Below are 20,565 nucleotides of genomic sequence, written 5' to 3' on the forward strand. Positions count from 1 at the left end.
GGAAAGAAGCACATGCACGCCGATCTCCTCTTCACCGGCGGCCCGGTCCTCACCCCCGAGGGCCACGAAGGTCCCGGGGGTCCCAGGGGACCCGAAGGCCGCGGCGCGACAGCCGTCGCCGTCACCGGCGACCGGATCACCGCCGTCGGAAACTCCGAGGTCCACGACCTGATCGGCCCGAGGACAGAGGTGGTCGACCTGGCTGGACGGCTGCTCCTGCCGGGCTTCCAGGACGCCCACGTCCACCCGGTCCCGGCGGGGCTGGAGCTCAGTCAGTGCGACCTCACGGGAGCGAAGACCGCCGAGGAGACCCTCGCCGCCGTACGGGCCTACGCCGACGCGCACCCGGAACGGGAGTGGATCACGGGCGGCGGCTGGTCCATGGAGGCCTTCGCGGGCGGCACGCCGACCAAGGAACTGCTGGACGCGGTCGTACCGGACCGGCCGGTGTACCTGCCGAACCGGGATCACCACGGCGCCTGGGTCAACAGCCGCGCCCTGGAGCTCGCGGGCGTCACCCGGGACACGCCCGATCCGGCCGACGGGCGGTTCGAGCGGGACGCCTCGGGCGAGCCGAACGGGATGCTCCAGGAAGGGGCCATGCAGTACGTCGGCCGGCACACTCCCCAGGCCACCGCCGCGGACCGGCTCGCCGCGCTGCTGCACGCCCAGCGGGAGCTGCACGCGCTCGGCATCACCGCCTGGCAGGACGCGCTGGTCGGCGCGTTCGTGGGGATGGAGGACCCGTCGGACGCCTATCTGACGGCGGCCCGCGACGGTTCGCTGACCGCACGCGTCGTCGGCGCGTTGTGGTGGGACCGGGAGCGCGGGGCCGAGCAGATACCCGAACTCGCCGAACGGCGGGCCGCGTTGAGCCACGGCCGATTCCGCGCCACCAGCGTCAAGCTGATGCTGGACGGGGTCGCCGAGAACGGCACGGCCGCGCTGCTCGACCCCTATCTGGACCGGTGCGGCTGCGCCACCGCCAATCGAGGGAAGAGCTTCATCGATCCGGCTCAACTTCCGTCATATGTCACCGAGTTGGACGCGCTCGGCTTCCAGTGTCACTTCCACGCGCTGGGCGACCGGGCCGTGCGCGACGCCCTGGACGCCGTGGAGGCGGCGCGCAGGGCCAACGGGCGAAGCGACACGCGTCCGCACCTCGCCCATCTCCAGGTGGTGCATCCCGACGACGTACCCCGCTTCGCGCGTCTCGGTGCCACGGCCAACATCCAGCCCCTGTGGGCCGCGCACGAACCGCAGATGGACGAGCTGACCCTGCCCTTCCTCGGGCCCGAACGGGCCTCCTGGCAGTACCCGTTCGGGGCGCTGCTGCGGTCCGGGGCGAGGCTCGCCGCGGGCAGCGACTGGCCGGTCAGCAGCGCCGACCCGCTCCAGGGCATCCATGTCGCGGTCAACCGGGTGGCTCCGGACGGGACCGGGCCGGTGTTCCTGCCCGCCGAGCGCATCGACCTGACGGCCGCCCTCATGGCGTACACGGCCGGATCGGCGTACGCCAACCACCTCGACGACACCGGGAGCATACGGGCCGGGGCGCTGGCCGATCTCGTGGTGCTGGACCGCGACCCGTACGCCGGTCCGCCGGAGGAGATCGCGTCCACGAAGGTCGCCCTGACCTATGTGGGGGGTGAGCGCGTCCACACGGCGCCGGGGGCCTGACTCCCCTTGCGGCAGGCCGTTCTCCGCCCCGGCCGGGATGTCGGCCGGGGCGGGATCGGTCAGACGTCCGCGGTGCGTGCCGCGAACTCGACCGGCAGGGCGTCGAGTCGGGTCTCCCAGGTGGAGGCGGTCGAGGTGAGCGCGTCGGCCGGCACCGCGAGGCGCAGGTCCGGCAGCCGGTGCAGCAGGACGTCCACGGCCGTCTCGATGACGGCCTGGCCGATGTACTGCCCCGGGCACTCGTGCGCGCCGCCGCTGAACGCGAGGTGCGACTGATTCCCCTGCACGCGGACGCCGGGGTCGGGCCGGATCTCCGGATCGAGGTTGCCCGCGCCGAGGCCGAGCACCAGCAGGTCGCCCTCCTTGACGGGGTAGCCGGCAAGTTCGAGGTCACCGACGGCGAAACGCCCCGGGAGGACGGCGAGCGGCGGGGCGTTCCACATCACCTCCTCGACGACGGCGGAGATGTCGAGCTGTCCGCTCACCAGGCCCGCGAGCCACGAGGTGTCGGTGAGGATCAACTGCAGTACCCGGGCCAGCAGATTGCTGGTGGTGGTGTGCGCAATGATCAGTACCAGGCGCAGATGGCTGAGGATCTCCTCCTCGTCCAGGTCCGCGGGGTGTCCGATCAGCCCGGTGGTGAAGTCGGGGCCGGGCTCGGCGCGCTTGCGCTCGGCGAGTTCCGCGAGGATCCGCAGGATCCGGTCGTCGTGGGCGAGGGCTTCCTCGCCGCCCTTGACGACGTGGGCGCAGGACTCGGCCAGATTGCGCCCCTCGGCCGCCGGGAGCCCGAACAGCCTGGTCAGGACCAGCATCGGCAGGTACTCGGCGTAGTCGGCCACCAGGTCGGCGCTGCCCGCGTCGGCGAACGCGTCGATCTGCCGGTGCGCGAAGTGCGTGACGTGGCGCCGGATGCCGCGCCCCGAGATGGTCCCGAGGTTGTCGGTGACGGCGCCGCGCAGCCTGCGGTGCGGCTCGCCGTCCTGGGACGCGCAGTCGGAATGCCGACCCAGCATCGGGATCAGCGGTGAGGTGGCGTCGACGCGCCCTTCCTTCCAGTCCCGCCAGATGCGCGCGTCCCGGCTGAACTGGCTGGGGTTGTCGAGCACCCGGCGATTCTCGCGGTAACCGAGGACCAGCCAGGCGGGCACGTCGCCCTCCAGCAGGATCGGCGCGAGGGCCCCGTACTCCTTGCGCAGCCGCGCGTAGATGCCGTGCGGATCGGTCGCCGCCCCGGGCCCGTACAGCCGGGTGAGGTGGCCGACGCCGTCGTGCGCGACGGGGCATCCGCGTCCGCCGGGCGCGTCGGGGGCGGACGACGGCTGGTCGTTCATCGGTGCTCCAGGGCGGCGGTCGAGCGTTCCTGCAGGTGGCGGATGAGCGCGACGAGGACGTCACGGCTGGACCTCCGGTCCCGGGCGTCGCAGGACACGATCGGGGTGTGCGGGTCGAGGTCGAGGGCGTCGCGGATCTCCTCGACAGGGTGGACCGGGGAGTCCGGGAAGACGTTCACCGCGACGACGAAGGGCACGTCCTGCCGCTCCATCTCCTCGATGGCCCGGAAACTGGAGGCCAGTCGGCGGGTGTCCACCAGGACGACCGCCCCGAGGGCGCCCTTGAACAGACCGTTCCACAGGAACCAGAACCGCTCCTGTCCCGGAGTGCCGAACAGGTACAGCATCAGCTCGTCGTTGAGGCAGATCTTGCCGAAGTCCATGCTGACGGTGGTTCGGGTCTTGTCCGCGATGCCGATCAGGTCGTCGACGTCGACACTGGCCTCGGTCAGGGTCTCCTCGGTGGTCAGCGGCTTGATGTCGCTGACCGAGCGCACCATGGTGGTCTTCCCGGTGCCGAAGCCGCCGGCGATCATCACCTTCACCGAGCGGGGGCCGCGGTCCCGCGCGCTCCGGCCAGGATGGTCAAAGCCTGTGAAGTCCACTGAGTACCTCCTGAAGGAGCGCGAGGGCGGGCCCGCGGCCGGCGCCGGACGCCGGGATGGGATGGCGTACCTCGACGCGGCCCGCGTCCAGCAGATCGGAGAGCAGCACCGCGAGAATGTTGAAGGGCAGTCCGAGGTGAGCGCCGAGTTCGGCCACCGAGAGCGGTTCGCGGCAGCGCCGGAGGATCTCCCCGTGCTCGTGCTGCAGGCCCGGCACGGGGGCGGCGCGGGCGACGACGAGGGTCGCCACGTCGAGCTTCGACGCCGAACCGCTCGGTCCGCTGCGGCCACCGGTGAGGACGTAGTAGCGCTCCAGACCGGACGGGTCCGTGGACCGGCGGGGGCGGCTCATCCAGAGCGCTCCTCCAAGCGCGGCCTGGTGCCGAGGAGCTCACCCATCCGGCGGGCCAGATCCCTCATCTGGTGGCCGAGCAGACCCTGGTCGAGGCCTTCCCCGGCGAGCACTCCGAGGTACGTCTCCACGCCGGCCCGCACCACGAACAGATGCCCGCCGTCCACCTCGATCATCGCGAGCCGCAGCTGCCCGCCGAACCGGGGGAACTGCTCGGCCACCGGCTGGGCCAGCGCCTGGAGGCCCGCGACCACGGCGGCGAACCGGTCGACGTCGTCGGGGTCGTCGGCGCCGTAGGAGGTGATGGCCTTGCCGTCGCTCGACGCCACGAGGGCGAAGCGGATCTCCTTGATGCTCTCCGTCAGGTCGCGGAGCGCCCAGCTCACGTCGGTTCCCTGTTGCGTCATGTGAACTGGTCGCTCTCTTCGGTGCGGTGCTCGTTGAACTCGTCGGGTCCGGCGGTCGTCCCGCCCGGCGGGTCGGACTCCCGTCCGGCGGTGGCAAAGGCGGCGAGGCCGACGAAGGAGGCGTCGGGCGGCACGGCGCCCATGGCCTCCTCGGCCCGCCGGACCTCCCCGGAGCGCTCGGCCTCCCCGGAGCGCTCGGCCTCCTCGGCCCGCTCGGCCTCCCCGGACCGCTGGGCGGCCACGGGCCGCGGCTCCGGGGTCCCTCCTCGCCGGCCGCGGCGCCGGGGCAGCCCGCCGGGAGTGGTGTCCGGCTCCTGTGTGCCCGCACCCTCGGCGGCATGGGCCGGTGCGGGGTGCGGCAGGGCAGCCGGTCCGGTGGCGGGCAGCGGGCTGAAGTACTTGTGCGGTACGACGACCACCACCGAGGTTCCGAGCCAGGGCGAGTCGGCGAAGGTGACACGGATGCCGTAGCGGCGGGCCAGCGCGCCCACGACGCGCAGACCCAGATTGGCGTCCTCGGAGATGCCGCCGAGGCCGGGGCCCCTCGTGGTGCCCGCGAGGATCTGCTCCGCCTCGCGCTTCTTCTCCTCGCTCAGGCCCTTGCCCGAGTCCTGGATCTCGATGCCGACGCCGTTGGGTACCTCCTTGCCCGAGACCAGCACGGGCTCGGTGGGCGGCGAGTAGCGGGCCGCGTTGTCGAGGAGGTGCGCGAAGATCAGCGTGAGGTGGTCCACCAGGCCGCCGTCCACGCCGAGTTCGGGCAGGTGGCGGACCTGGACGCGGTCGAAGTCCTTGATCCGGCCGATGCCGCCGCGGACCACGCTGAGCAGCCGCTGCGCCTCCTGCCACTGGCGGCCGAGCCGGTCCGAGCCGCCGAGCACGCCGATGCTGGCGGCGAGCCGGTCGGCGGGGCCGATCTCCTGGTCCAGCTCCATGAGGCCCTGGGCCACCGTGGGCAGCCGGCCGTGTTCGCCCTGCATCTCGTGCAGCCGCCCGCGCAGCTTGCTGGTCAGCACATGGAGGCGGCTGCCGATGCTGATCACGGCCTGCTCGGCGGAGGTGGAGCGGTCGAACTCCGCCTCGACGCCGATCAGCGCGGTGCGCAGGATCTTGCGCAGCTCGGCGCGGAGTTCGGGGCTCGCGTCGGTCTCCCGGGCAACCTCCGGCAGGATGTCGTCGATGGCCTCGCCGTCCCGCAGGCGCCCCAGCGCATCGGGCAGATACATGTCACCGAGCCTGGCGACGACGGCCTGTTGGAGGGCGAGCCGCTCCTGCAAGACCTGGGTCCGGGCGGCGACGGCGGCTTGCGAGGTGCGGAAGTCGCTTATGGCGGAGCGTAGTTGGAACTGGGTGCGGACGAGGAGTCGTACGCAGACGGCGCTGGCCGCGGTCGCCGCGGCGCCGGCGAAGGCCGCGGGTAACTGGACCGGGTCGGGCCCCGCGACCGCGGTGGCCACGGATCCGGCGCCCAGGGCGAGCGGCAGCAGCCACCAGCCGTACCAGGCGGCCGGTGCCCGCGCCGCCGGGGGCGAAGTGGCGAGTTCCATCTGCATCCTTCGAAAGCAACACGATCGAGCAGAGAGGGGGTGTGCAGCCGGCGTACGCGCCGAGCACGCAGCGCGGAGCAACCGAGTGTGTTGGTCCCAACTCGCGCCGCCAGAAAGGAGCTTATCGGTTTCCGGACCAAAACGATCAACCCGGCTCGGCATCCCGGTGAGTATTCGATCACGCTCCGCCAGGAGTGCTCATCTCAACAAAACCGTTCACCGCCAACGCGTTCGGATACCCGGCGGAGGCGGCCGTCCCGGCGCTCGGTGTCCATGATGCCGAGCCCGGGTCCGGGGGCCAGGGACAGCACTCCGACTTTGCCCATATCGGCGTTGTTCTGGACCAGTCGGGCGGTCGCGGCGACATCGTCGAGCGGGTGGGTGACGGTCAGGGCCGGGGCGAGGCGGCCGAGGTCGAGGAGGCGGTGCACGGCGGACTGTTCCTGGAGGTTGGCGCCGTGGCTGCCGATGACCCGCTTGCGGCGCATGCAGAGGTGGCGGTTGTCGAACTCGTGCCGGTAGCCCGTACTGGAACCGCAGGTGACAACCGTCCCGCCACGGCGCACCACGAAAACGGAGACACCGAAGGTGGCCCGCCCCAGTTCGTCGGCATCAGCGGCAACGAGTACGCGCACCTCACGGCCGCCGGCCCCGACGCCTGGACGGCCACGGGAGCCGCGTTGGGCGTCGCGGCGGGCCGGCTGTCCTACACCCTGGACCTGCGCGGCCCGAGCCTGGCCGTCGACACCGGGCTCGACCACGACGTCGAACTCCCGCTCCACCACGCCCTCGATCCGCGCGGCCGTCAGCGAGTCGAGGCCGAGGGGCCGCCGCCATGGACCCCCAGCACCGCATGCTCCTGGAGGTCACCCGGGACGCCCTCGACCACGCCGCCCTGCCCGCGCGGGAACTCGCCGGCACCCGCACCGGGGTGAGTGAGGTCAGTGCCGCCGCGTCCCGTGAGGTGAGGCCCAGTTCGGCCAGCGGTCGGTCGTCGGCGATCTCGCCCGGATCCAGCGCGTACCAGGCGCGCAGCCGCCCGACGATCACCCCGGGAATCCCGTACGCGTGGGGCTCACCGGGGCTCGAACCCGCCGTCGAGGAAGCGGGCCCGGCAGGCCGCTCGGGCCACCTTGCCGCTGCTGGTGCGGGGCACGGAGCCGGGCGGGACGAGAAGCAGCGCGGCGAGCCGCAGCCCGTGGCGGGCGGAGACCGCGGCGCGTACGTCCCGTTCCCCGGCGCGGGTCTCTTCCTCGGTGGGGTCGATCTCGCGGCGGTGCTCGGCGACCACGACGAGTTCCTCACCCGTCTCGTCGGCGCGGGTCACGCCGAAGGCGGCCAGCCGGTCCCGGCGGACGAGGTCCACGGCGCTCTGGACGGTCTCCTCGATGTCCTGGGGATAGTGGTTGCGTCCGTCCACGATGATCACGTCCTTGAGGCGGCCGGTGACCAGCAACCGTCCGTCGTGCAGGGCGCCGTAGTCGCCCGAGCGCAGCCAGCCCTCGGGGTCGCGCAGGGTCCGATCGGCGCGCTTCCAGTAGCCGCGCCCGATGTTGGGCCCGCGCAGCTCGATCTCGCCGACCCGCCCCTCGGGCAGCGCGGCGCCCTCGGCGTCGACGATGCGCACCTCCTGGCCGACGGGCGCGCCGCAGGACACGAGCACGGCCGCCGTGTCCGCCGGGTCCTGTGCGCTCTCGATCCGCCCCTCGGCGAGCGCGCCCGCGTCGCACGCCACCGTCGTGGGCTCCGCCGTGGGCGCGTCCGCCGTCACGAACACGGTGGCCTCGGCGAGTCCGTACGCGGGACAGTGCGCCGCCGGGTCGAGGCCCGCGGGTGCGAAGGCGGCACGGAAGCGGTCGATGGTGCCCGGCCGCACCGGCTCGCTGCCGTTGATCAGGGCGCGTACGCGGTCGAGGCGCAGCTCGTCGGCCACCGCGGGGTCGGTGCGGGCCACACAGTAGTCGTACGCGAAGTTGGGGGCGGCGCTGATCGTGCCGTCGTACGCGCCCAGCAGGCGCAGCCAGCGCGCGGGGTTCTCCAGGAAGGCCACCGGGTCCATCAGGACGGAGGGGAAGCCGCCGACGACGGGCGCGGCCACGCTGAGGACCAGGCCCATGTCGTGGAAGAGGGGCAGCCAGCCGACGGTCGTGGTGGCGCCGGGGTCGTCGAGGTCGCCCGCGAAGGCGTCGATGGCCTGGCGGGCGTTGGCGACGACGTTGGCGTGGCTGATCATCACACCGGCGGGGTCCCGGGTGGAGCCCGAGGTGTACTGGAGATAGGCGATGTCCTCGGGGACCGGCGCGGACTCGACCTCGTCGAAGGCGAAGCGCTGGAGGGGGAGCCGGTCGACGGGGACGACCGGTACGGCGGGCAGCGTGTGGTCCAGGACAAAGGCGTCGACCGCGGTGACGGTGGTCGAGTCGGTGAGCAGGCAGCCGGGTTCGCAGTCGGCGAGGACGGCCGCCAGTCCGCCCGCGTGACCGGGGAGCCGGGGGCTGAAGAGCGGTACGGCGATCACGCGTGCGTAGAGGCAGCCGAGGAAGGCGGCCACGTAGTCGAGTCCTTGGGGCATGACCAGGGCGGCCCGGTCGCCGGGCGCGGCGAGGGTCACCAGTCGGTCGGCGACGGCGCGGGCGCGGGCGTCCAGGGCCCGCCAGCCGAGCGTGCGGTGCTGTCCCGGGGACGCGGTGTCGGGGAAGTCGACGTGGCTGAAGGCCCGTTGCTGCGGGCGGTGGCGGGCCCAGTGCCGCAGGTGGTCCGTCAGTGGGGCGTCGGCGGGCGGCCGGGCGGGGGTCATGGATCGGCTCCAACTTGTGGGGGCGATGGGGCTGTTGTCCGGTGGGGTGGTCGAGCAGGGGGACGGGCCCAGCGTCCGCCGAGGGGTGCCGGTCGGGTTAGACGACGTGTTGACAGTTCGTCACCCGACTTCTGTCAGTGGGCTGACAAAGACCGGGCCTCGATTCGGCGTCCGGGGCGAAGCCACGGGGGCTCCGGGCCGTCGGCCGTCCGCGCCACCGAGTCCCCGTTGTCACCACGTGACAATCCACACACCCACGTCTGTCCGCCGTTGATGGGGCGCGGCTCCCTACTTGCCGGTATCGTCTCCGAGCCCCCGACCGCGCCCGCAGAAGGGAGCCGCAGCGATGACCGGATTCCGCACCTTGGAGAGCGAGGACGCGGGCCGCAGGGCGGTCGACGCGACGGACGACGCCGTGGCGGACGCGGCGGACGCACAGGAGACGGCGGACGCACAGAAGACGGGCGACGAGCCCAACGGCCCCTTCAAGGCGATCCCTTCGGACCTGCACCACCATCTCAGACCGTTCTTCACCGACATCAGGGAAGAGGTCGTACGGGCGATCAGAACCGAGATCCCGGAGTACGCGCGCCCGACGGACGACACGTACATGCAGGTCGTGCAGCGGGGTGTCGAGCACGCCCTGCAGGGGTTCCTGGAGCGGATGGCGCAGCCGGACACCGACGGGGAGCCGGTGAAGGAGACCTACCGGCGCATCGGGCGGGGCGAGGCGGACGAGGGGCGCAGTCTCGACTCGTTCCAGTCCGCGCTGCGGCTCGGCGCGCGGGTGACGTGGCGTCGGATCAACGCGCTGGTCGACGCCGAACTGCTGCCGCGCAATGTGCTGGCCGCGTTCGGCGAGGCGCTGTTCCTGCACCTGGACGAGATGGCCGCCGCGACGACCGCGGGCTACACGGAGGCACGGCTGCACCGGGCGGGCGAGTTGCAGCAGCGGCGGGCCCGGCTCCTCGATCTGCTCACCGCCGATCCGCCGGCGTCGGCCGAGGCGATCAGCGAGCTCGCGCACACCGCGGGATGGCCGGTGCCGCGGGCGCTTGCGGTGGTCGCGATCGACCGCGGGCCACGGCCCGCGGCGGCGGCCCGGCCCATCGTGCCGCCGGAGTTCCTCACCCGGTTCGACGTCCAGCCGGCGGTCCTCGTCGTGCCGGATCCGCAGGGGCCGGGGCGGGCGCGGGCGGTCTCCGGGGCGCTGCACGGGTTACGTACGGCGATGGGGCCGACGGTGGCGCTGCACGAGGGCGCCCGGTCGCTGCGCTGGGCGGCCGAGGCGCTGGAGCTGGTGCGGCGGGGAATACTGCCCGACACGGAGATGGTGCACTGCCAGGAGCACCTGGCCACGCTCCTGCTTTTCCGGGACGAGGCGTTGGTGGACGCGCTGGCCGAACGCCGGCTGAGCCCGCTGGACCGGATCCGCTCGCCGCAGCGGGAGCGGCTCGCCGAGACGCTGCTGACCTGGCTGCAGAGCGGCCACAACGCGAGTGAGGTGGCGGCGCGGCTCGCCGTGCACCCGCAGACGGTGCGCTATCGGATGCGGCAGCTGGACGAGTTGTTCGGCGCGCAGCTCCACGATCCGACGGCCCAGTTCGAGATGCAGCTCGCGCTGCGGGCGCTGACGTTGCGGCGGGCCGCCGGGGCCCGGTGACGGTCACGCCTGGTGACGGTCACGCCTGCGGAGTGTGCGGTTGGCCCCGTACGGAGGTGCGGCCTGAGGCGCCCCCTCACTTCCTGGACAGTCGTCCAGCTATAGTGGACACCTGTCCAGGAAACATCTGTCCAGGGACGCCGTGGACAACCGCGTACGAGGGAGCTTGCTGACGATGGAGACGGTCGCGAACGTGCTGGTGGGCCTGGTGGCCGCGCTGCACGCGTACATACTCGTGCTGGAGATGTTCCTGTGGGAGAAGAAGCCGGGGCGCGGCCTGCACGGCTTCGACCCTCAGATGGCCCGGGCAACCGCGCCGATGGCCGCCAACCAGGGGCTCTACAACGGGTTTCTCGCGGCGGGCCTGGTGTGGGGCCTGATCGCCGCCGATCCGACCGGGTTCCGCGTCCAGGTCTTCTTCCTGGTGTGTGTCGTGGTCGCCGGGGTGTACGGGGCGGTCACCGCCAACCGCCGCATCCTCTTCGCGCAGGCCCTGCCCGGCGCGCTCGCCCTGGCCGCCGTCCTGCTCGCGCGGTGACGCCCGAGGACCCGCGGGCCGCCCGCACCCGCGAGAAGCTGCGCCGGGCGCTCCTCGCGGAGTGCGCCGAGCATCCGCTGGAGGAGGTCGGCGTCGCCGCGCTGGTGCGGCGGGCCGGGGTCGGCCGGGCCACCTTCTACGTGCACTACGCCGACCTGGAGGCACTGGCCGTCGACGCCTGCGCCGATGTCGTACGGGAGGCCGTGGAGGCGCTGCACGCGTGGCGCGGGCGGCCCGACCCGGTGTCCGCGCCGCCCGCCCTGCTCGCGTTCTTCGCCGACCTCGCCCCGCACGCCGGCCTCTACCGCGCACTGCTCAGCCCGGGCGGGGGCGGCCCGCTCGGGCACGTGCTCCATCGCGACCTGCGCGCCCGCAGCCTGGCCGAGCGCACCCTCGCGGGCGCCGCGGACGCCCCGCTGGTGGCCTCCGCGGTCGCCGCCACGTTCGCGGGGGTCCTCGCCGACTGGCTGCACGGACTGCTGGAGGGCACCCCGGAGGAAGTCGCCGACCAGGTCTGGCAGTTGCTGGTCGCCCTGCACATGAGCCGCTGAAGTCTCACCGGCAGGCCACCTGCTCCTTCGTGGCGGGCCATGCCTCCACCCCGTGGTTCGTGCGTACGTACGCCGTGGCCTTGTCGTCCGTCAGCCAGAGCGCCCAGTCGTGGAAGCGGTATCCGGTGTCGTGCGCGACTGCGGGCATACGGACGTCCCCCTTGTACGCCGCGGTGAGCAGGTCGCTCCCGAGCACCCCGTGCGGATCGCGGGCGTATTGCCTGACGTCCTTGCGCCCGCCCAACGCGAGGAAGTGGACGCTCTCCCAGTCGCAGTGCTCCGGCCCCGTCGAGCTGCTCACCGTCGTGGTGGGCAGGCGACGGCCGTCCCGGTCGGTCCAGATCTCGAACCTGTTGTCCGTAAAACTCTCGGGGAGTTCGGCCGGGTCGCAGGAGGCGTTGGTCTCCGGGCCCCAACCGGGGCGGTGCGGCTGGTCCTTGGCGACGACAACGGCAATCTTGGTCCTGCCGTCGACGTCGTACGAGAACAGGACGCGGTCCGCCGCCCTGCGCTCCACCCGGTAGCCGTGATCGGGCAGTTCGGGCTGGTCCATGTCGAAGTACGCGTTCAGGCCCTTCTCCGGCGTCGAGCTGCCGTCACGCTCGGCCCACCCGTCGCCCCCACCGCCCGAGTAGATCGCGCCGTCGCACTCCAACGCCCGGCCGGCCGCGCCCGAGCTCTCCTCGAATTCTCGGGCACTGCCGTCCGCGCTCTCCCTGAACGGCAGGTCCAGCCGCCCCGCGTACGGCGTTGCCGGGGGCGTACCGGTGACGACGAGGCCCTCGCGCACCCCGTCGTCGTCGCACCCCACAGCCGCCAGTCCCACCAGCGCCACCGCCGCCACGATCCCTTTGCGCATCCCGCCCCCTGTTCGACGAACGCTCGCTGTCCCTCCTCCGACGCACGAGGGACCGTGATCGTTCGTACGGGGGACGCTGAGCGAGCGTACGAGCGTACGAGGGACGGCGAGCGATCGTCACTCAGCGAGCCGCCTGGAACGTGCGCCGGTAGGCCCCCGGCGAGACGCCGATCGCCGCGTGCAGGTGCTGGCGGAGCGAGGTGCCCGTCGCGAAGCCGACCTCGCCGGCGATCTGGTCCACCGAGAGGTCGCTGGACTCCAGCAGATGGCGGGCCCGGACGACGCGCTGCTGGATGAGCCAGCGGCCGGGGCTCATACCCACCTCGTCGTTGAAGCGGCGCGCGAAGGTACGCAGGCTCATGCGGGCGTGACCGGCGAGATCGGCCAGGGTCAGTGGGTCACCCAGTCGGGCGAGGGCCCACCCACGGGTCGCCGCCGTGCTGGTCGCCGCGGCATCGGGAACGGGCTGCTCGATGTACTGGGCCTGACCGCCGTCGCGCCAGGGTGGCACGACACAGCGCCGGGCCACCTTGTTGGCCAGCTCACTGCCGTGGTCGTTGCGCAGGATGTGCAGACAGACGTCGACGCCGGAGGCGGCACCGGCGGAGGTGAGGACCGTGCCGTCGTCCACGAAGAGCACGTCCGCGTCCAGGGACACCTGCGGGAACAGGCGTCGGAACTCGTCGGCCAGCTGCCAGTGCGTGGTCGCCCGCCGTCCGTCCAGAAGACCGGCCGCCGCCAGCACGAACGCGCCCGTGCAGATGGAGACGATGCGGGTGCCCGGGCGGATGTGCGCGAGCGCGGCGGTGACCTCGGCGGGGAGCTCCGCGGTCACGGCGGCCGGGTCCATGGCGGGGATCACCACCGTGTCCGCCGTGCCCAGCACCTCGGGGCCGTGCTCGACGGTGACCGAGAAGTCCGCGTTGCAGCGCACCGGGCGACCGTCGACGGTGCAGGTCAGCACCTCGTAGCGGCCGTCCGCGGCGCCGAAGATCCGGCTGGGGATGCCCAGCTCGAAGGGGTAGACGCCGTCCAGTGCCAGGACGGCCACGCGCTCCACACGCTTCACTCGGCTCATGGCACGATCTTATCGAAGGTTGGCAATCTTGCCATTTCGCGCAGCGCGCCGGCCCGGCACGCTGGGTTCATGAGCACTGCGAACACGATGCGCGCGATCAGTCAGGACGTCCTCGGCGGGCCCGAGGTTCTCAAGGAAGTGGAGATCGATCGGCCGACGCCCGGGCCGAGCGAGGTACTGGTACGGGTGCGGGCGGCCGGGGTCAACCCGACCGACTGGAAGCACCGGGCGACGGGCGGGTTCCTGGGACAGCCGCCCTTCGTCCTGGGCTGGGACGTCTCCGGAGTGGTGGAGGCCGTCGGGGTCGGCGTCACCCTGTACGAGCCCGGAGACGAGGTCTTCGGCATGCTGCCCTACCCGTTCGGGCACGGCTCGCACGCCGAGTACGTGACCGCGCCCGCCCGCTCCTTCGCGCCGAAGCCGGCCGGGATCGACCACACGGAGGCGGGCGCCCTGCCGCTGGTCTCGCTGACCGCCTGGCAGGCGCTGGTCGACACGGCCGATCTGCGGCCGGGGCAGCGAGTACTGATCCACGCCGCGGCCGGCGGCGTCGGGCATGTGGCCGTACAGATCGCCAAGGCGCGCGGCGCGTATGTGATCGGCACGGCGAGCGCGGGCAAGCACGAGTTCCTGCGCGGCCTCGGCGCCGACGAGCTGATCGACTACCGGGAGACCGAATTCACCGAGGCGGTCCAGGACGTCGACGTCGTCCTGGACACGATCGGCGGGGAGAACACCTTCCGTTCGCTGCGTGTGCTGCGCGAGGGCGGGATCGTGGTGTCGATCCTGCCGATGGGGCCGGAGGAGCTCTACAAGGAAGCCGCGGCGCTCGGTGTGCGGGCGGCGCGGATGCTGGTGGAGGCCGACCACGCGGGCATGCGGGCGGTCGCGGACCTCGTCGACGCGGGCAAGCTGCGCGCGACGATCGCCGGGACGTTCCCGCTGGCCGATGCCGCCGAGGCACACACGCTCGGCGACACCGGCCGGACCACGGGCAAGCTGGTGCTCACGGTCGACTAGGAGGCAAGTACAGGTTGTCGACTAGAAGACAAGTACGGGTTGTCCACTAGAAGGTCAGTACGGGCTTGATCGTCTTGCCCGCCTTCATGTCCCGCACCGCCTGCTCGATGTCCGCGAACGGATAGTGGCTGATCAGGCGGTGCAGTGGGAGCCGCCCCTCCTTCACGAGCCGGACCAGCGCGGGAATGAAGGTCTGGGTCTCGCTGTCTCCCAGGGTGAGGCCGACAATCCGCTTGCCGGGGATCAACCCGTTGACGTCCAGGGCGACTTCGGCGCCGAAGGGCGGCGCGCCGACCACCACCAGGGTCCCGCGCGCGGCGAGCGCGTCGGCGCCCTGGCGCAGTACGGCGACGCTGCCGGTGGTCTCGACGACACCGTCGGCACCGCGACCGTCCGTCAGCAGCGCGACGGCCTCGCCGAGATCGGCCTCGCCCGCGTCGATCGTGTGGGTCGCGCCCAACTCCTTGGCCAGGGTGAGGCGTTCGGCGACCCGGTCGACGGCGATGATTTTCGTGGCGGGGGTCAGGGCGGCGGCCATCACCGCGGACAGGCCGACCGCTCCGGCGCCGAGCACGACGAGGGTGTCGCCGAGCCCGGGCTTCAGCACGTTCCAGACCGCCCCGACCCCGGTCTGCACCCCGCAGCCCAGGGGGGCGACGGACTCCAGCGGCACATCGGGGTCGACCTTCACCAGGCTGCGCTCGTCGACCAGCGCACGCTCGGCGAAGGACGACTGCCCGAAGAAGTGGCCGCCGAGCGGCGCCCCGGCACGGCTGATCGTGCTGGTGCCGTCGGCGCGCCGGCCGCCGATGAGGTTCAGCGGCAGCCAGGTGGCGCAGTAGGCGGGGTGCCCGTCACGGCAGTTGTGGCAGCCGCCGCACGAGGTGAAGGACAGGACGGCATGGTCGCCGGGGGCGACGCCGGTGACGTCCGGTCCGACGGCCTCGACGACGCCCGCTCCCTCGTGGCCGAGGACACCGGGCAGGGGGAAGGGCAGACCGCCGCTCGCCACACCGAGGTCGGTGTGGCACAGGCCGGTCGCCACCATACGGACGAGGACTTCGCCGCAGCCGGGCTCGTCGAGTTCGACATCGGCGAGCGTGAACGGCGCGCCTGAGGACTCGACCACGGCCGCGCGGGTGGTGATGGACATCGCACGAACTCCTTCTTCTTGATGGTGCGCGGCTCAGTCGAGCGAGACGACGACGGACTTGACCTTGGTGTAGGCGGCGAGGGCCTCGGGCCCGTACTCCCGGCCGAAGCCGGAGTCCTTGACCCCGCCGAAGGGGACCGCGGGGTCGAGCATCGCCCAGTCGTTGATCCAGACGATGCCCGCCTGGAGCCGGTCGGCGACGCGGTGCGCGCGGGTGAGGTCGGTGGTCTGGATGCCCGAAGCCAGGCCGTACGGGGTGGAGTTGGCCAGTTCGACGGCCTCGTCCTCGGTGTCGAAGGGCTGGACGGTGAGGACCGGGCCGAAGATCTCCTCCTGGATCACGCGGGAGTCGTTCGGCAGGCCCGCGAGGACCGTGGGCTTGTAGTAGTAGCCGCCGTCGAGGTCGAGCCGCTCGCCGCCGCAGACGACGCGGGCACCCTCCTTGCGGGCCAGTTCGACGTACTCCTCGACCTTCCGCAGGTGCCTCTCCCCCGCCATCGGACCGACGACGGTCTCGGGGGCGCGGGGGTTACCGACCGGGACGCCGGGGACGGCGTCGGCGAGGATGTTCAGCAGGGTGCTGTACACCGAGCGTGCCACCAGCAGCCTGGGGCCGCCCATGCAGAACTGCCCGGTGTTGAAGACGAATCCTTTGATGACCGCGCCGACCGCCTTCTCCAGGTCGGCGTCCTCGAAGACGACGTGGGCCGCGTTGCCGCCCAGTTCCATGGTGACCGGCTTGAGCGCCTCGCCCGCGACGCTCGCGGCGTGCCGGCCGACGGCGGTCGAACCGGTGAAGGCGAGCTTGTCGATGCCGGGATTGCGCAGCAGCGCCTCGCCGGCGACCGGTCCGCTGCCGGTGACGACGTTCACCACACCGTCCGGGACCCCGGCCTCCTGGAGCAGGCGGGCCATGTACAGGGCGCTGAGCGGGGTCTCGTCGGCGGGCTTGTGCACCACGGTGTTGCCGGCCGCGAGGGCCGGGGCGAGCTTCGAACTGGACAGGATCAGCGGGAAGTTGAAGGGCGTGATCGCGGCGACCACGCCGAGCGGTCCCCGGCGCGTGTAGGCGAAGGCGCCCAGCGGGGTGTCACGGGTGGCGCCGTCCAGGGTCTGGGCGAGCGCGGCGCAGTACTCGTACTCGTCGGCCGCCGTGAGCACGTCGACGGGGCGGCACAGGGAGATGGGCTTGCCGACGTCGAGGCTCTCCAGGGCGGCGAGCTCGTCGGCGTTCTCGCGGATCAACTCCGAGACCCGGTGCAGCACCCTGCCCCGCTCCCGTCCGCTCAGGCCGGCCCAGGGGCCGTGGTCGAAGGCCTCCCGTGCGGCGCGTACGGCGGCGTCCACGTCCGCCGCACCCGCCTCGGCGACCGTCGTGACCACCCGGCCGGTGGACGGGTCGATCACGTCCGTACGCGCTCCGTCGGCCGCCTCGCGCCACTGTCCGCCGATGAACAGTCGCCCGGGCCCGCTCTCGAAGGTGGTCGTCATTGCCCACTCCTCAGCCTTGATCGCCAAGATTTCAACCAACAGGATTCCTGTTGGTTCGCAGTCTCATTACGGACAGGTTTCCTGTCAATGCCTTAGGCTGAACCCATGGTCGGCACCCAGGTAACGAAGGCACCTCCGTCCCTGCTCTACATGGTCAAGCAGGTGGAGCTCGTCGTGCGCTCCCACCTCGACGAACTGGTGAAGCCGGCGGGGATCACCGCACTGCAGTACACGTCACTCACCGTGCTGGAGCGACACGACGGCCTCTCGGCGGCGCAGCTCGCGCGGGACTCCTTCGTGACCGCGCAGTCGATGGCCGACCTGGTGCGCTCACTGGAGAACCGCGGACTGATCCGCCGCGAGCGCAATCCACGCAACCGGCGCGAGCTGCTGATCCTGCTCACCGACGAGGGGCGCGCACTACTGGCGCGATTCACCGACGAAGTGCGCGAGCTGGAGGAACGCATGGTGCGCGATCTCAGCGCCCACCAGACGGATCAGTTCCGCCAGGCACTGTCCAAGGCGTGGCACGCGCTGTCGTGATCCGCGCGGCCGATCCGGAGGATCGACTCGCCACTCAAATGACAGACATATGTCAATCGAACATGCTGCAATTCACTCCAACGAGGGTAACTTGCAGAGCAGGGAACGGTTTTGCGGGCCCTGCCACCAGGAGTGGGTCAGCAACCGGTTGGAGGCGATGTCGCCGTGACGCACGACCCCGCACCGCCCACCCGACATCTGCGCGTCCGCCGGGACCGGGGTCACACGGTGCTGGAGCTCCACGGGGAGATCGACATCCTCGCGGCGCTGGAGATCACGCCGTACCTGGACGCCCTGACGGGGCACCCGGAGCCGCAGATCGTGATCGACCTGCGGCCCGTGGACTTCTTCGACTGCTCCGGGCTGCGCCTGCTCTACCGCGCCAGGAGCCGCGTTCTCGACCGGGGCGGCCGGCTGCACCTGGTCTGCACCCGGCCGCTGACGCTGCGCGTCCTCAAGGTGACCGGCCTGGCCCAGCTCCTGCCGCCCTCGGCGTCGCTGGACGCGGCGCTGGGGCAGCCGGAGGCCACGTCGGGCACGTTATGACCCCTGTCGACCGCACGGTGTGACCTCGGCCGGCTGCCCCTCGCTCACTTCAGGATCTTGGTGACCTGCCCCGCCCCGACCGTCCTGCCGCCCTCCCGGATGGCGAACTTCAGGCCTTCCTCCATGGCGATGGGCTGGATGAGCTGCACGTTCATGGTGGTGTTGTCACCCGGCATGACCATCTCCGTGCCCCTGGGAAGGGTCACGACACCCGTGACGTCCGTCGTGCGGAAGTAGAACTGGGGCCGGTAGTTGTCGAAGAAGGGCGTGTGCCGTCCGCCCTCGTCCTTCGACAGGATGTACGCCCGCGCCTCGAACTGCGTGTGCGGGGTGACCGAACCCGGCCTGATCACGACCTGGCCCCGCTCCACGTCGTCGCGCCTGACCCCGCGCAGCAGCAGCCCGACGTTCTCCCCGGCCCGTCCCTCGTCGAGGAGTTTGCGGAACATCTCGATGCCCGTGACGGTGGTCTTCGTCTTCTGCTCGTGGATGCCGATGATCTCGACCTCGTTGTGGACCTTCAGCACCCCGCGCTCGATCCGGCCGGTGACGACCGTGCCGCGGCCCGTGATGGTGAAGACGTCCTCGATCGGCATGAGGAAGGGCCGGTCGACGTCCCGGACCGGCTCGGGCACGAACTCGTCGACGGCCGCGAGCAGTTCGAGAACGGAGGCACTCCACTTCGGGTCGCCCTCCAGCGCCCTGAGCGCGGAGACCTGGACGACCGGGACGTCGTCGCCGGGGAACTCGTACTCGGTGAGCAGCTCACGCACCTCCAGCTCGACGAGTTCCAGGATCTCCTCGTCGTCGACCATGTCCGTCTTGTTGAGGGCGACGACGATGTACGGGACGCCGACCTGCCGGGCGAGCAGCACATGCTCCTTGGTCTGGGGCATCGGGCCGTCCGTCGCCGCGACGACCAGGATCGCGCCGTCCATCTGCGCGGCCCCGGTGATCATGTTCTTGATGTAGTCGGCGTGGCCGGGACAGTCGACGTGCGCGTAGTGCCGGTGCTCCGTCTGGTACTCGACATGGGCGATCGAGATGGTGATGCCGCGCTGGCGTTCCTCGGGCGCCTTGTCGATCTGGTCGAACGGCGTGAAGGGGTTCAGGTCGGGAAACCGGTCGTGCAGAACCTTCGTCACGGCCGCCGTGAGTGTCGTCTTCCCGTGGTCGATGTGCCCGATGGTGCCGATGTTGACATGCGGCTTGGTCCGCTCGAACTTCGCCTTCGCCACTGCGAGCCCTCCTGATCGCCTGGGTGACGCCGAGCGTTGCTGCGCCGCTTCCTGGCCGGGGGCCGAGCGAGGGTGCCGAGCACTGTGTCAGGCCGAACACCGAACGGTGTCAGGCCGAACGCCGAACGATGTCAGGAAGTGTCGCTCTTCCTGTTTATTCGCTCGGGGGCGCGTCGAACAGGGCGCTGACGGACTCACCGTTGTGAATGCGGCGCACGGCCTCGGCGAGCGCCGGGGCGATGGACAGGATCCGCAGCTTCTCGGTGTGCTCCTCGTCCGGGACCGGCACGGTGTTGGTGCACACGATCTCCAGGATGTCCTCCTGCTCGCTCAGCCGCTTGAGCGCGCCCGCCGCGAACAGCCCGTGGGTGCAGGCGACCCGGATGGAGCGCGGCCCCAACTCCCGCAGCCGCTCGAGGAGTTCGAGGACCGTACTGCCCTTGGCGATCTCGTCGTCGAGCACGATGACATCGCGCCCGGTGATCTCACCGATGACGGAGCTGATGCTCACCCGGTCGTCGGCGAACCGCTGCTTGGCACCGGCGGCCACCTGGGCGCCGATCAGCCGCGCGAAGGCCGCGGCCTCCTTGGCGTTGCCCAGGTCCGGCGACACGACCGTCGTACGCGACAGATCGTGACCGCGGAAGTGCGCGGCGAGCTCCCGCAGGGCGTGCAGATGGTCGACCGGCACCGAGAAAAACCCGTGGACCTGCGGGGAGTGCAGCGTCATCGCGAGGACGCGGCTGGCCCCGGCCGCCACCAGCAGGTCGGCGACCAGCCGCCCGCCCATGGAGATCCGGGGCATGTCCTTCTTATCCGAACGGGCGTACGAATAGTGCGGCATGACCACGGTGATCCGCCCGGCGGAGGCACCGCGCGCCGCGTCGCACATCATCAGCAGTTCGACGAGGTGCTCCTGCACGGGGGTGACCAGCGGCTGCACGAGGAACACATCACGCTCGCGACAGTTGGCCTGGAGCTGGACCTCCAGGCAGTCGTTGGCGAACCGGCTGACCCGGGTCGGGCTGAGGGGCACGCCGAGATGGGCGCAGACCTCTGCCGCCAGCTCGGGATGGGCACTACCGCTGAACACGGCGATGTCACGCACGACCGCTCCTCGCAAGATCGATCCGGGTGCGCCGCCGGTCGACATGATCGACCCG

At 71.6% G+C, this 20,565-nt stretch carries 20 protein-coding genes and 2 pseudogenes; 9 read left to right on the forward strand and 13 right to left on the reverse strand.

The window, feature by feature from the left end:
- Nucleotides 1–12 precede the first annotated feature (12 nt).
- Nucleotides 13–1,680 (forward strand): amidohydrolase family protein, encoded by a 1,668-nt coding sequence (locus tag ACFZDJ_RS18300; RefSeq protein WP_391060114.1) that lies wholly within the window; start codon nucleotides 13–15, stop codon nucleotides 1,678–1,680.
- A 59-nt stretch (nucleotides 1,681–1,739) separates the two neighbouring features.
- Here the strand turns inward: ACFZDJ_RS18300 and ACFZDJ_RS18305 are convergent, their stop codons facing one another.
- The 6 genes from ACFZDJ_RS18305 to ACFZDJ_RS18330 form a co-directional block, all read right to left on the reverse strand.
- Nucleotides 1,740–3,014 carry a cytochrome P450 gene (locus ACFZDJ_RS18305; RefSeq protein WP_391060116.1) on the reverse strand — a complete coding sequence of 425 codons (1,275 nt, stop codon included), beginning with the start codon at nucleotides 3,012–3,014 and terminating at the stop codon, nucleotides 1,740–1,742.
- On the reverse strand, nucleotides 3,011–3,619 hold the full coding sequence (locus ACFZDJ_RS18310; RefSeq protein WP_391060118.1) for an ATP/GTP-binding protein: 609 nt from the start codon (nucleotides 3,617–3,619) through the stop codon (nucleotides 3,011–3,013). The genes ACFZDJ_RS18305 and ACFZDJ_RS18310 overlap by 4 nt, the downstream gene beginning before the upstream one ends.
- A complete protein-coding gene (locus ACFZDJ_RS18315; RefSeq protein ID WP_168514362.1) occupies nucleotides 3,600–3,971 on the reverse strand; it encodes a DUF742 domain-containing protein in 372 nt (123 codons plus the stop codon). Before ACFZDJ_RS18315 ends, ACFZDJ_RS18310 begins: the two co-directional genes overlap by 20 nt.
- Nucleotides 3,968–4,378 (reverse strand): roadblock/LC7 domain-containing protein, encoded by a 411-nt coding sequence (locus tag ACFZDJ_RS18320; protein ID WP_384915573.1) that lies wholly within the window; start codon nucleotides 4,376–4,378, stop codon nucleotides 3,968–3,970. The genes ACFZDJ_RS18315 and ACFZDJ_RS18320 overlap by 4 nt, the downstream gene beginning before the upstream one ends.
- Nucleotides 4,375–5,925 carry an ATP-binding protein gene (locus ACFZDJ_RS18325; RefSeq protein ID WP_391060120.1) on the reverse strand — a complete coding sequence of 517 codons (1,551 nt, stop codon included), beginning with the start codon at nucleotides 5,923–5,925 and terminating at the stop codon, nucleotides 4,375–4,377. The genes ACFZDJ_RS18320 and ACFZDJ_RS18325 overlap by 4 nt, the downstream gene beginning before the upstream one ends.
- Nucleotides 5,926–6,128: 203 nt before the next feature.
- On the reverse strand, nucleotides 6,129–6,413 hold the full coding sequence (locus tag ACFZDJ_RS18330) for a hypothetical protein (protein WP_390936197.1): 285 nt from the start codon (nucleotides 6,411–6,413) through the stop codon (nucleotides 6,129–6,131).
- Nucleotides 6,414–6,437: 24 nt separating this feature from the next.
- On the opposite strand from ACFZDJ_RS18330, the pseudogene ACFZDJ_RS18335 reads away from it, so the two are divergent.
- Nucleotides 6,438–6,614, forward strand: a pseudogene (locus ACFZDJ_RS18335) (hypothetical protein); the annotation flags it as partial.
- Nucleotides 6,584–6,874, forward strand: a pseudogene (locus tag ACFZDJ_RS18340) (beta-ketoacyl synthase N-terminal-like domain-containing protein); the annotation flags it as partial. The pseudogenes ACFZDJ_RS18335 and ACFZDJ_RS18340, both read left to right, overlap by 31 nt.
- A 126-nt stretch (nucleotides 6,875–7,000) precedes the next feature.
- Here ACFZDJ_RS18340 and ACFZDJ_RS18345 read toward each other — a convergent pair.
- On the reverse strand, nucleotides 7,001–8,722 hold the full coding sequence (locus ACFZDJ_RS18345; RefSeq protein WP_391060122.1) for an AMP-binding protein: 1,722 nt from the start codon (nucleotides 8,720–8,722) through the stop codon (nucleotides 7,001–7,003).
- A gap of 346 nt (nucleotides 8,723–9,068) precedes the next feature.
- Here ACFZDJ_RS18345 and ACFZDJ_RS18350 point away from each other — a divergent pair, with 346 nt between their 5' ends.
- The 3 genes from ACFZDJ_RS18350 (at nucleotide 9,069) to ACFZDJ_RS18360 (ending at nucleotide 11,474) form a co-directional block, all read left to right on the forward strand.
- On the forward strand, nucleotides 9,069–10,385 hold the full coding sequence (locus tag ACFZDJ_RS18350) for a helix-turn-helix domain-containing protein (RefSeq protein WP_391060124.1): 1,317 nt from the start codon (nucleotides 9,069–9,071) through the stop codon (nucleotides 10,383–10,385).
- A gap of 175 nt (nucleotides 10,386–10,560) precedes the next feature.
- A complete protein-coding gene (locus ACFZDJ_RS18355; protein WP_384915387.1) occupies nucleotides 10,561–10,923 on the forward strand; it encodes a DUF1304 domain-containing protein in 363 nt (120 codons plus the stop codon).
- A complete protein-coding gene (locus ACFZDJ_RS18360) occupies nucleotides 10,920–11,474 on the forward strand; it encodes a TetR/AcrR family transcriptional regulator (RefSeq protein ID WP_067360187.1) in 555 nt (184 codons plus the stop codon). Before ACFZDJ_RS18355 ends, ACFZDJ_RS18360 begins: the two co-directional genes overlap by 4 nt.
- Nucleotides 11,475–11,478: 4 nt before the next feature.
- Here the strand turns inward: ACFZDJ_RS18360 and ACFZDJ_RS18365 are convergent, their stop codons facing one another.
- Nucleotides 11,479–12,333, reverse strand: a complete 855-nt coding sequence (locus ACFZDJ_RS18365) for a hypothetical protein (protein ID WP_391060126.1) — start codon at nucleotides 12,331–12,333, stop codon at nucleotides 11,479–11,481.
- A gap of 121 nt (nucleotides 12,334–12,454) precedes the next feature.
- The gene (locus tag ACFZDJ_RS18370; RefSeq protein ID WP_390936206.1) at nucleotides 12,455–13,411 is read right to left on the reverse strand and encodes a helix-turn-helix domain-containing protein; all 957 of its coding nucleotides are present in this window, start codon (nucleotides 13,409–13,411) and stop codon (nucleotides 12,455–12,457) included.
- Nucleotides 13,412–13,480: 69 nt separating this feature from the next.
- Here ACFZDJ_RS18370 and ACFZDJ_RS18375 point away from each other — a divergent pair, with 69 nt between their 5' ends.
- Nucleotides 13,481–14,431 carry an NADP-dependent oxidoreductase gene (locus tag ACFZDJ_RS18375; RefSeq protein ID WP_384915375.1) on the forward strand — a complete coding sequence of 317 codons (951 nt, stop codon included), beginning with the start codon at nucleotides 13,481–13,483 and terminating at the stop codon, nucleotides 14,429–14,431.
- 46 nt (nucleotides 14,432–14,477) lie between these two features.
- On the opposite strand, the gene ACFZDJ_RS18380 is transcribed toward ACFZDJ_RS18375, so the two are convergent.
- Both ACFZDJ_RS18380 and ACFZDJ_RS18385 read right to left on the reverse strand, forming a co-directional pair.
- Nucleotides 14,478–15,584, reverse strand: coding sequence for a zinc-binding dehydrogenase (locus tag ACFZDJ_RS18380; protein ID WP_391060129.1), 1,107 nt, complete (start codon nucleotides 15,582–15,584; stop codon nucleotides 14,478–14,480).
- 33 nt (nucleotides 15,585–15,617) lie between these two features.
- A complete protein-coding gene (locus tag ACFZDJ_RS18385) occupies nucleotides 15,618–17,075 on the reverse strand; it encodes an aldehyde dehydrogenase family protein (protein WP_390935469.1) in 1,458 nt (485 codons plus the stop codon).
- A gap of 105 nt (nucleotides 17,076–17,180) precedes the next feature.
- On the opposite strand from ACFZDJ_RS18385, the gene ACFZDJ_RS18390 reads away from it, so the two are divergent.
- Both ACFZDJ_RS18390 and ACFZDJ_RS18395 read left to right on the forward strand, forming a co-directional pair.
- The gene (locus ACFZDJ_RS18390) at nucleotides 17,181–17,618 is read left to right on the forward strand and encodes a MarR family winged helix-turn-helix transcriptional regulator (protein WP_168514340.1); all 438 of its coding nucleotides are present in this window, start codon (nucleotides 17,181–17,183) and stop codon (nucleotides 17,616–17,618) included.
- Nucleotides 17,619–17,783: 165 nt separating this feature from the next.
- The gene (locus ACFZDJ_RS18395) at nucleotides 17,784–18,164 is read left to right on the forward strand and encodes an anti-sigma factor antagonist (RefSeq protein WP_390935466.1); all 381 of its coding nucleotides are present in this window, start codon (nucleotides 17,784–17,786) and stop codon (nucleotides 18,162–18,164) included.
- Nucleotides 18,165–18,208: 44 nt separating this feature from the next.
- Here the strand turns inward: ACFZDJ_RS18395 and tuf are convergent, their stop codons facing one another.
- Nucleotides 18,209–19,402 carry an elongation factor Tu gene (tuf, locus tag ACFZDJ_RS18400; protein ID WP_390935464.1) on the reverse strand — a complete coding sequence of 398 codons (1,194 nt, stop codon included), beginning with the start codon at nucleotides 19,400–19,402 and terminating at the stop codon, nucleotides 18,209–18,211.
- A gap of 154 nt (nucleotides 19,403–19,556) precedes the next feature.
- Nucleotides 19,557–20,510, reverse strand: coding sequence for a ribose-phosphate pyrophosphokinase (locus tag ACFZDJ_RS18405; protein ID WP_054234269.1), 954 nt, complete (start codon nucleotides 20,508–20,510; stop codon nucleotides 19,557–19,559).
- Between the last annotated feature and the right edge of the window lie 55 nt (nucleotides 20,511–20,565).

Source organism: Streptomyces sp. NPDC007896, from assembly GCF_042959425.1.
GTDB lineage: Bacteria > Actinomycetota > Actinomycetes > Streptomycetales > Streptomycetaceae > Streptomyces.

Bases quoted from the DNA above. Each gene is read 5' to 3' on its own strand.
- ACFZDJ_RS18325 (WP_391060120.1), bottom strand. From the start codon at position 5,925: ATGGAACTCGCCACTTCGCCCCCGGCGGCGCGGGCACCGGCCGCCTGG.
- ACFZDJ_RS18365 (WP_391060126.1), bottom strand. From the start codon at position 12,333: ATGCGCAAAGGGATCGTGGCGGCGGTGGCGCTGGTGGGACTGGCGGCT.
- ACFZDJ_RS18305 (WP_391060116.1), bottom strand. From the start codon at position 3,014: ATGAACGACCAGCCGTCGTCCGCCCCCGACGCGCCCGGCGGACGCGGA.
- ACFZDJ_RS18300 (WP_391060114.1), top strand. From the start codon at position 13: ATGCACGCCGATCTCCTCTTCACCGGCGGCCCGGTCCTCACCCCCGAG.
- ACFZDJ_RS18380 (WP_391060129.1), bottom strand. From the start codon at position 15,584: ATGTCCATCACCACCCGCGCGGCCGTGGTCGAGTCCTCAGGCGCGCCG.
- ACFZDJ_RS18355 (WP_384915387.1), top strand. From the start codon at position 10,561: ATGGAGACGGTCGCGAACGTGCTGGTGGGCCTGGTGGCCGCGCTGCAC.
- ACFZDJ_RS18345 (WP_391060122.1), bottom strand. From the start codon at position 8,722: ATGACCCCCGCCCGGCCGCCCGCCGACGCCCCACTGACGGACCACCTG.
- ACFZDJ_RS18370 (WP_390936206.1), bottom strand. From the start codon at position 13,411: ATGAGCCGAGTGAAGCGTGTGGAGCGCGTGGCCGTCCTGGCACTGGAC.
- ACFZDJ_RS18350 (WP_391060124.1), top strand. From the start codon at position 9,069: ATGACCGGATTCCGCACCTTGGAGAGCGAGGACGCGGGCCGCAGGGCG.
- ACFZDJ_RS18330 (WP_390936197.1), bottom strand. From the start codon at position 6,413: ATGCGCCGCAAGCGGGTCATCGGCAGCCACGGCGCCAACCTCCAGGAA.
- ACFZDJ_RS18320 (WP_384915573.1), bottom strand. From the start codon at position 4,378: ATGACGCAACAGGGAACCGACGTGAGCTGGGCGCTCCGCGACCTGACG.
- ACFZDJ_RS18315 (WP_168514362.1), bottom strand. From the start codon at position 3,971: ATGAGCCGCCCCCGCCGGTCCACGGACCCGTCCGGTCTGGAGCGCTAC.
- ACFZDJ_RS18375 (WP_384915375.1), top strand. From the start codon at position 13,481: ATGAGCACTGCGAACACGATGCGCGCGATCAGTCAGGACGTCCTCGGC.
- ACFZDJ_RS18390 (WP_168514340.1), top strand. From the start codon at position 17,181: ATGGTCGGCACCCAGGTAACGAAGGCACCTCCGTCCCTGCTCTACATG.
- ACFZDJ_RS18385 (WP_390935469.1), bottom strand. From the start codon at position 17,075: ATGACGACCACCTTCGAGAGCGGGCCCGGGCGACTGTTCATCGGCGGA.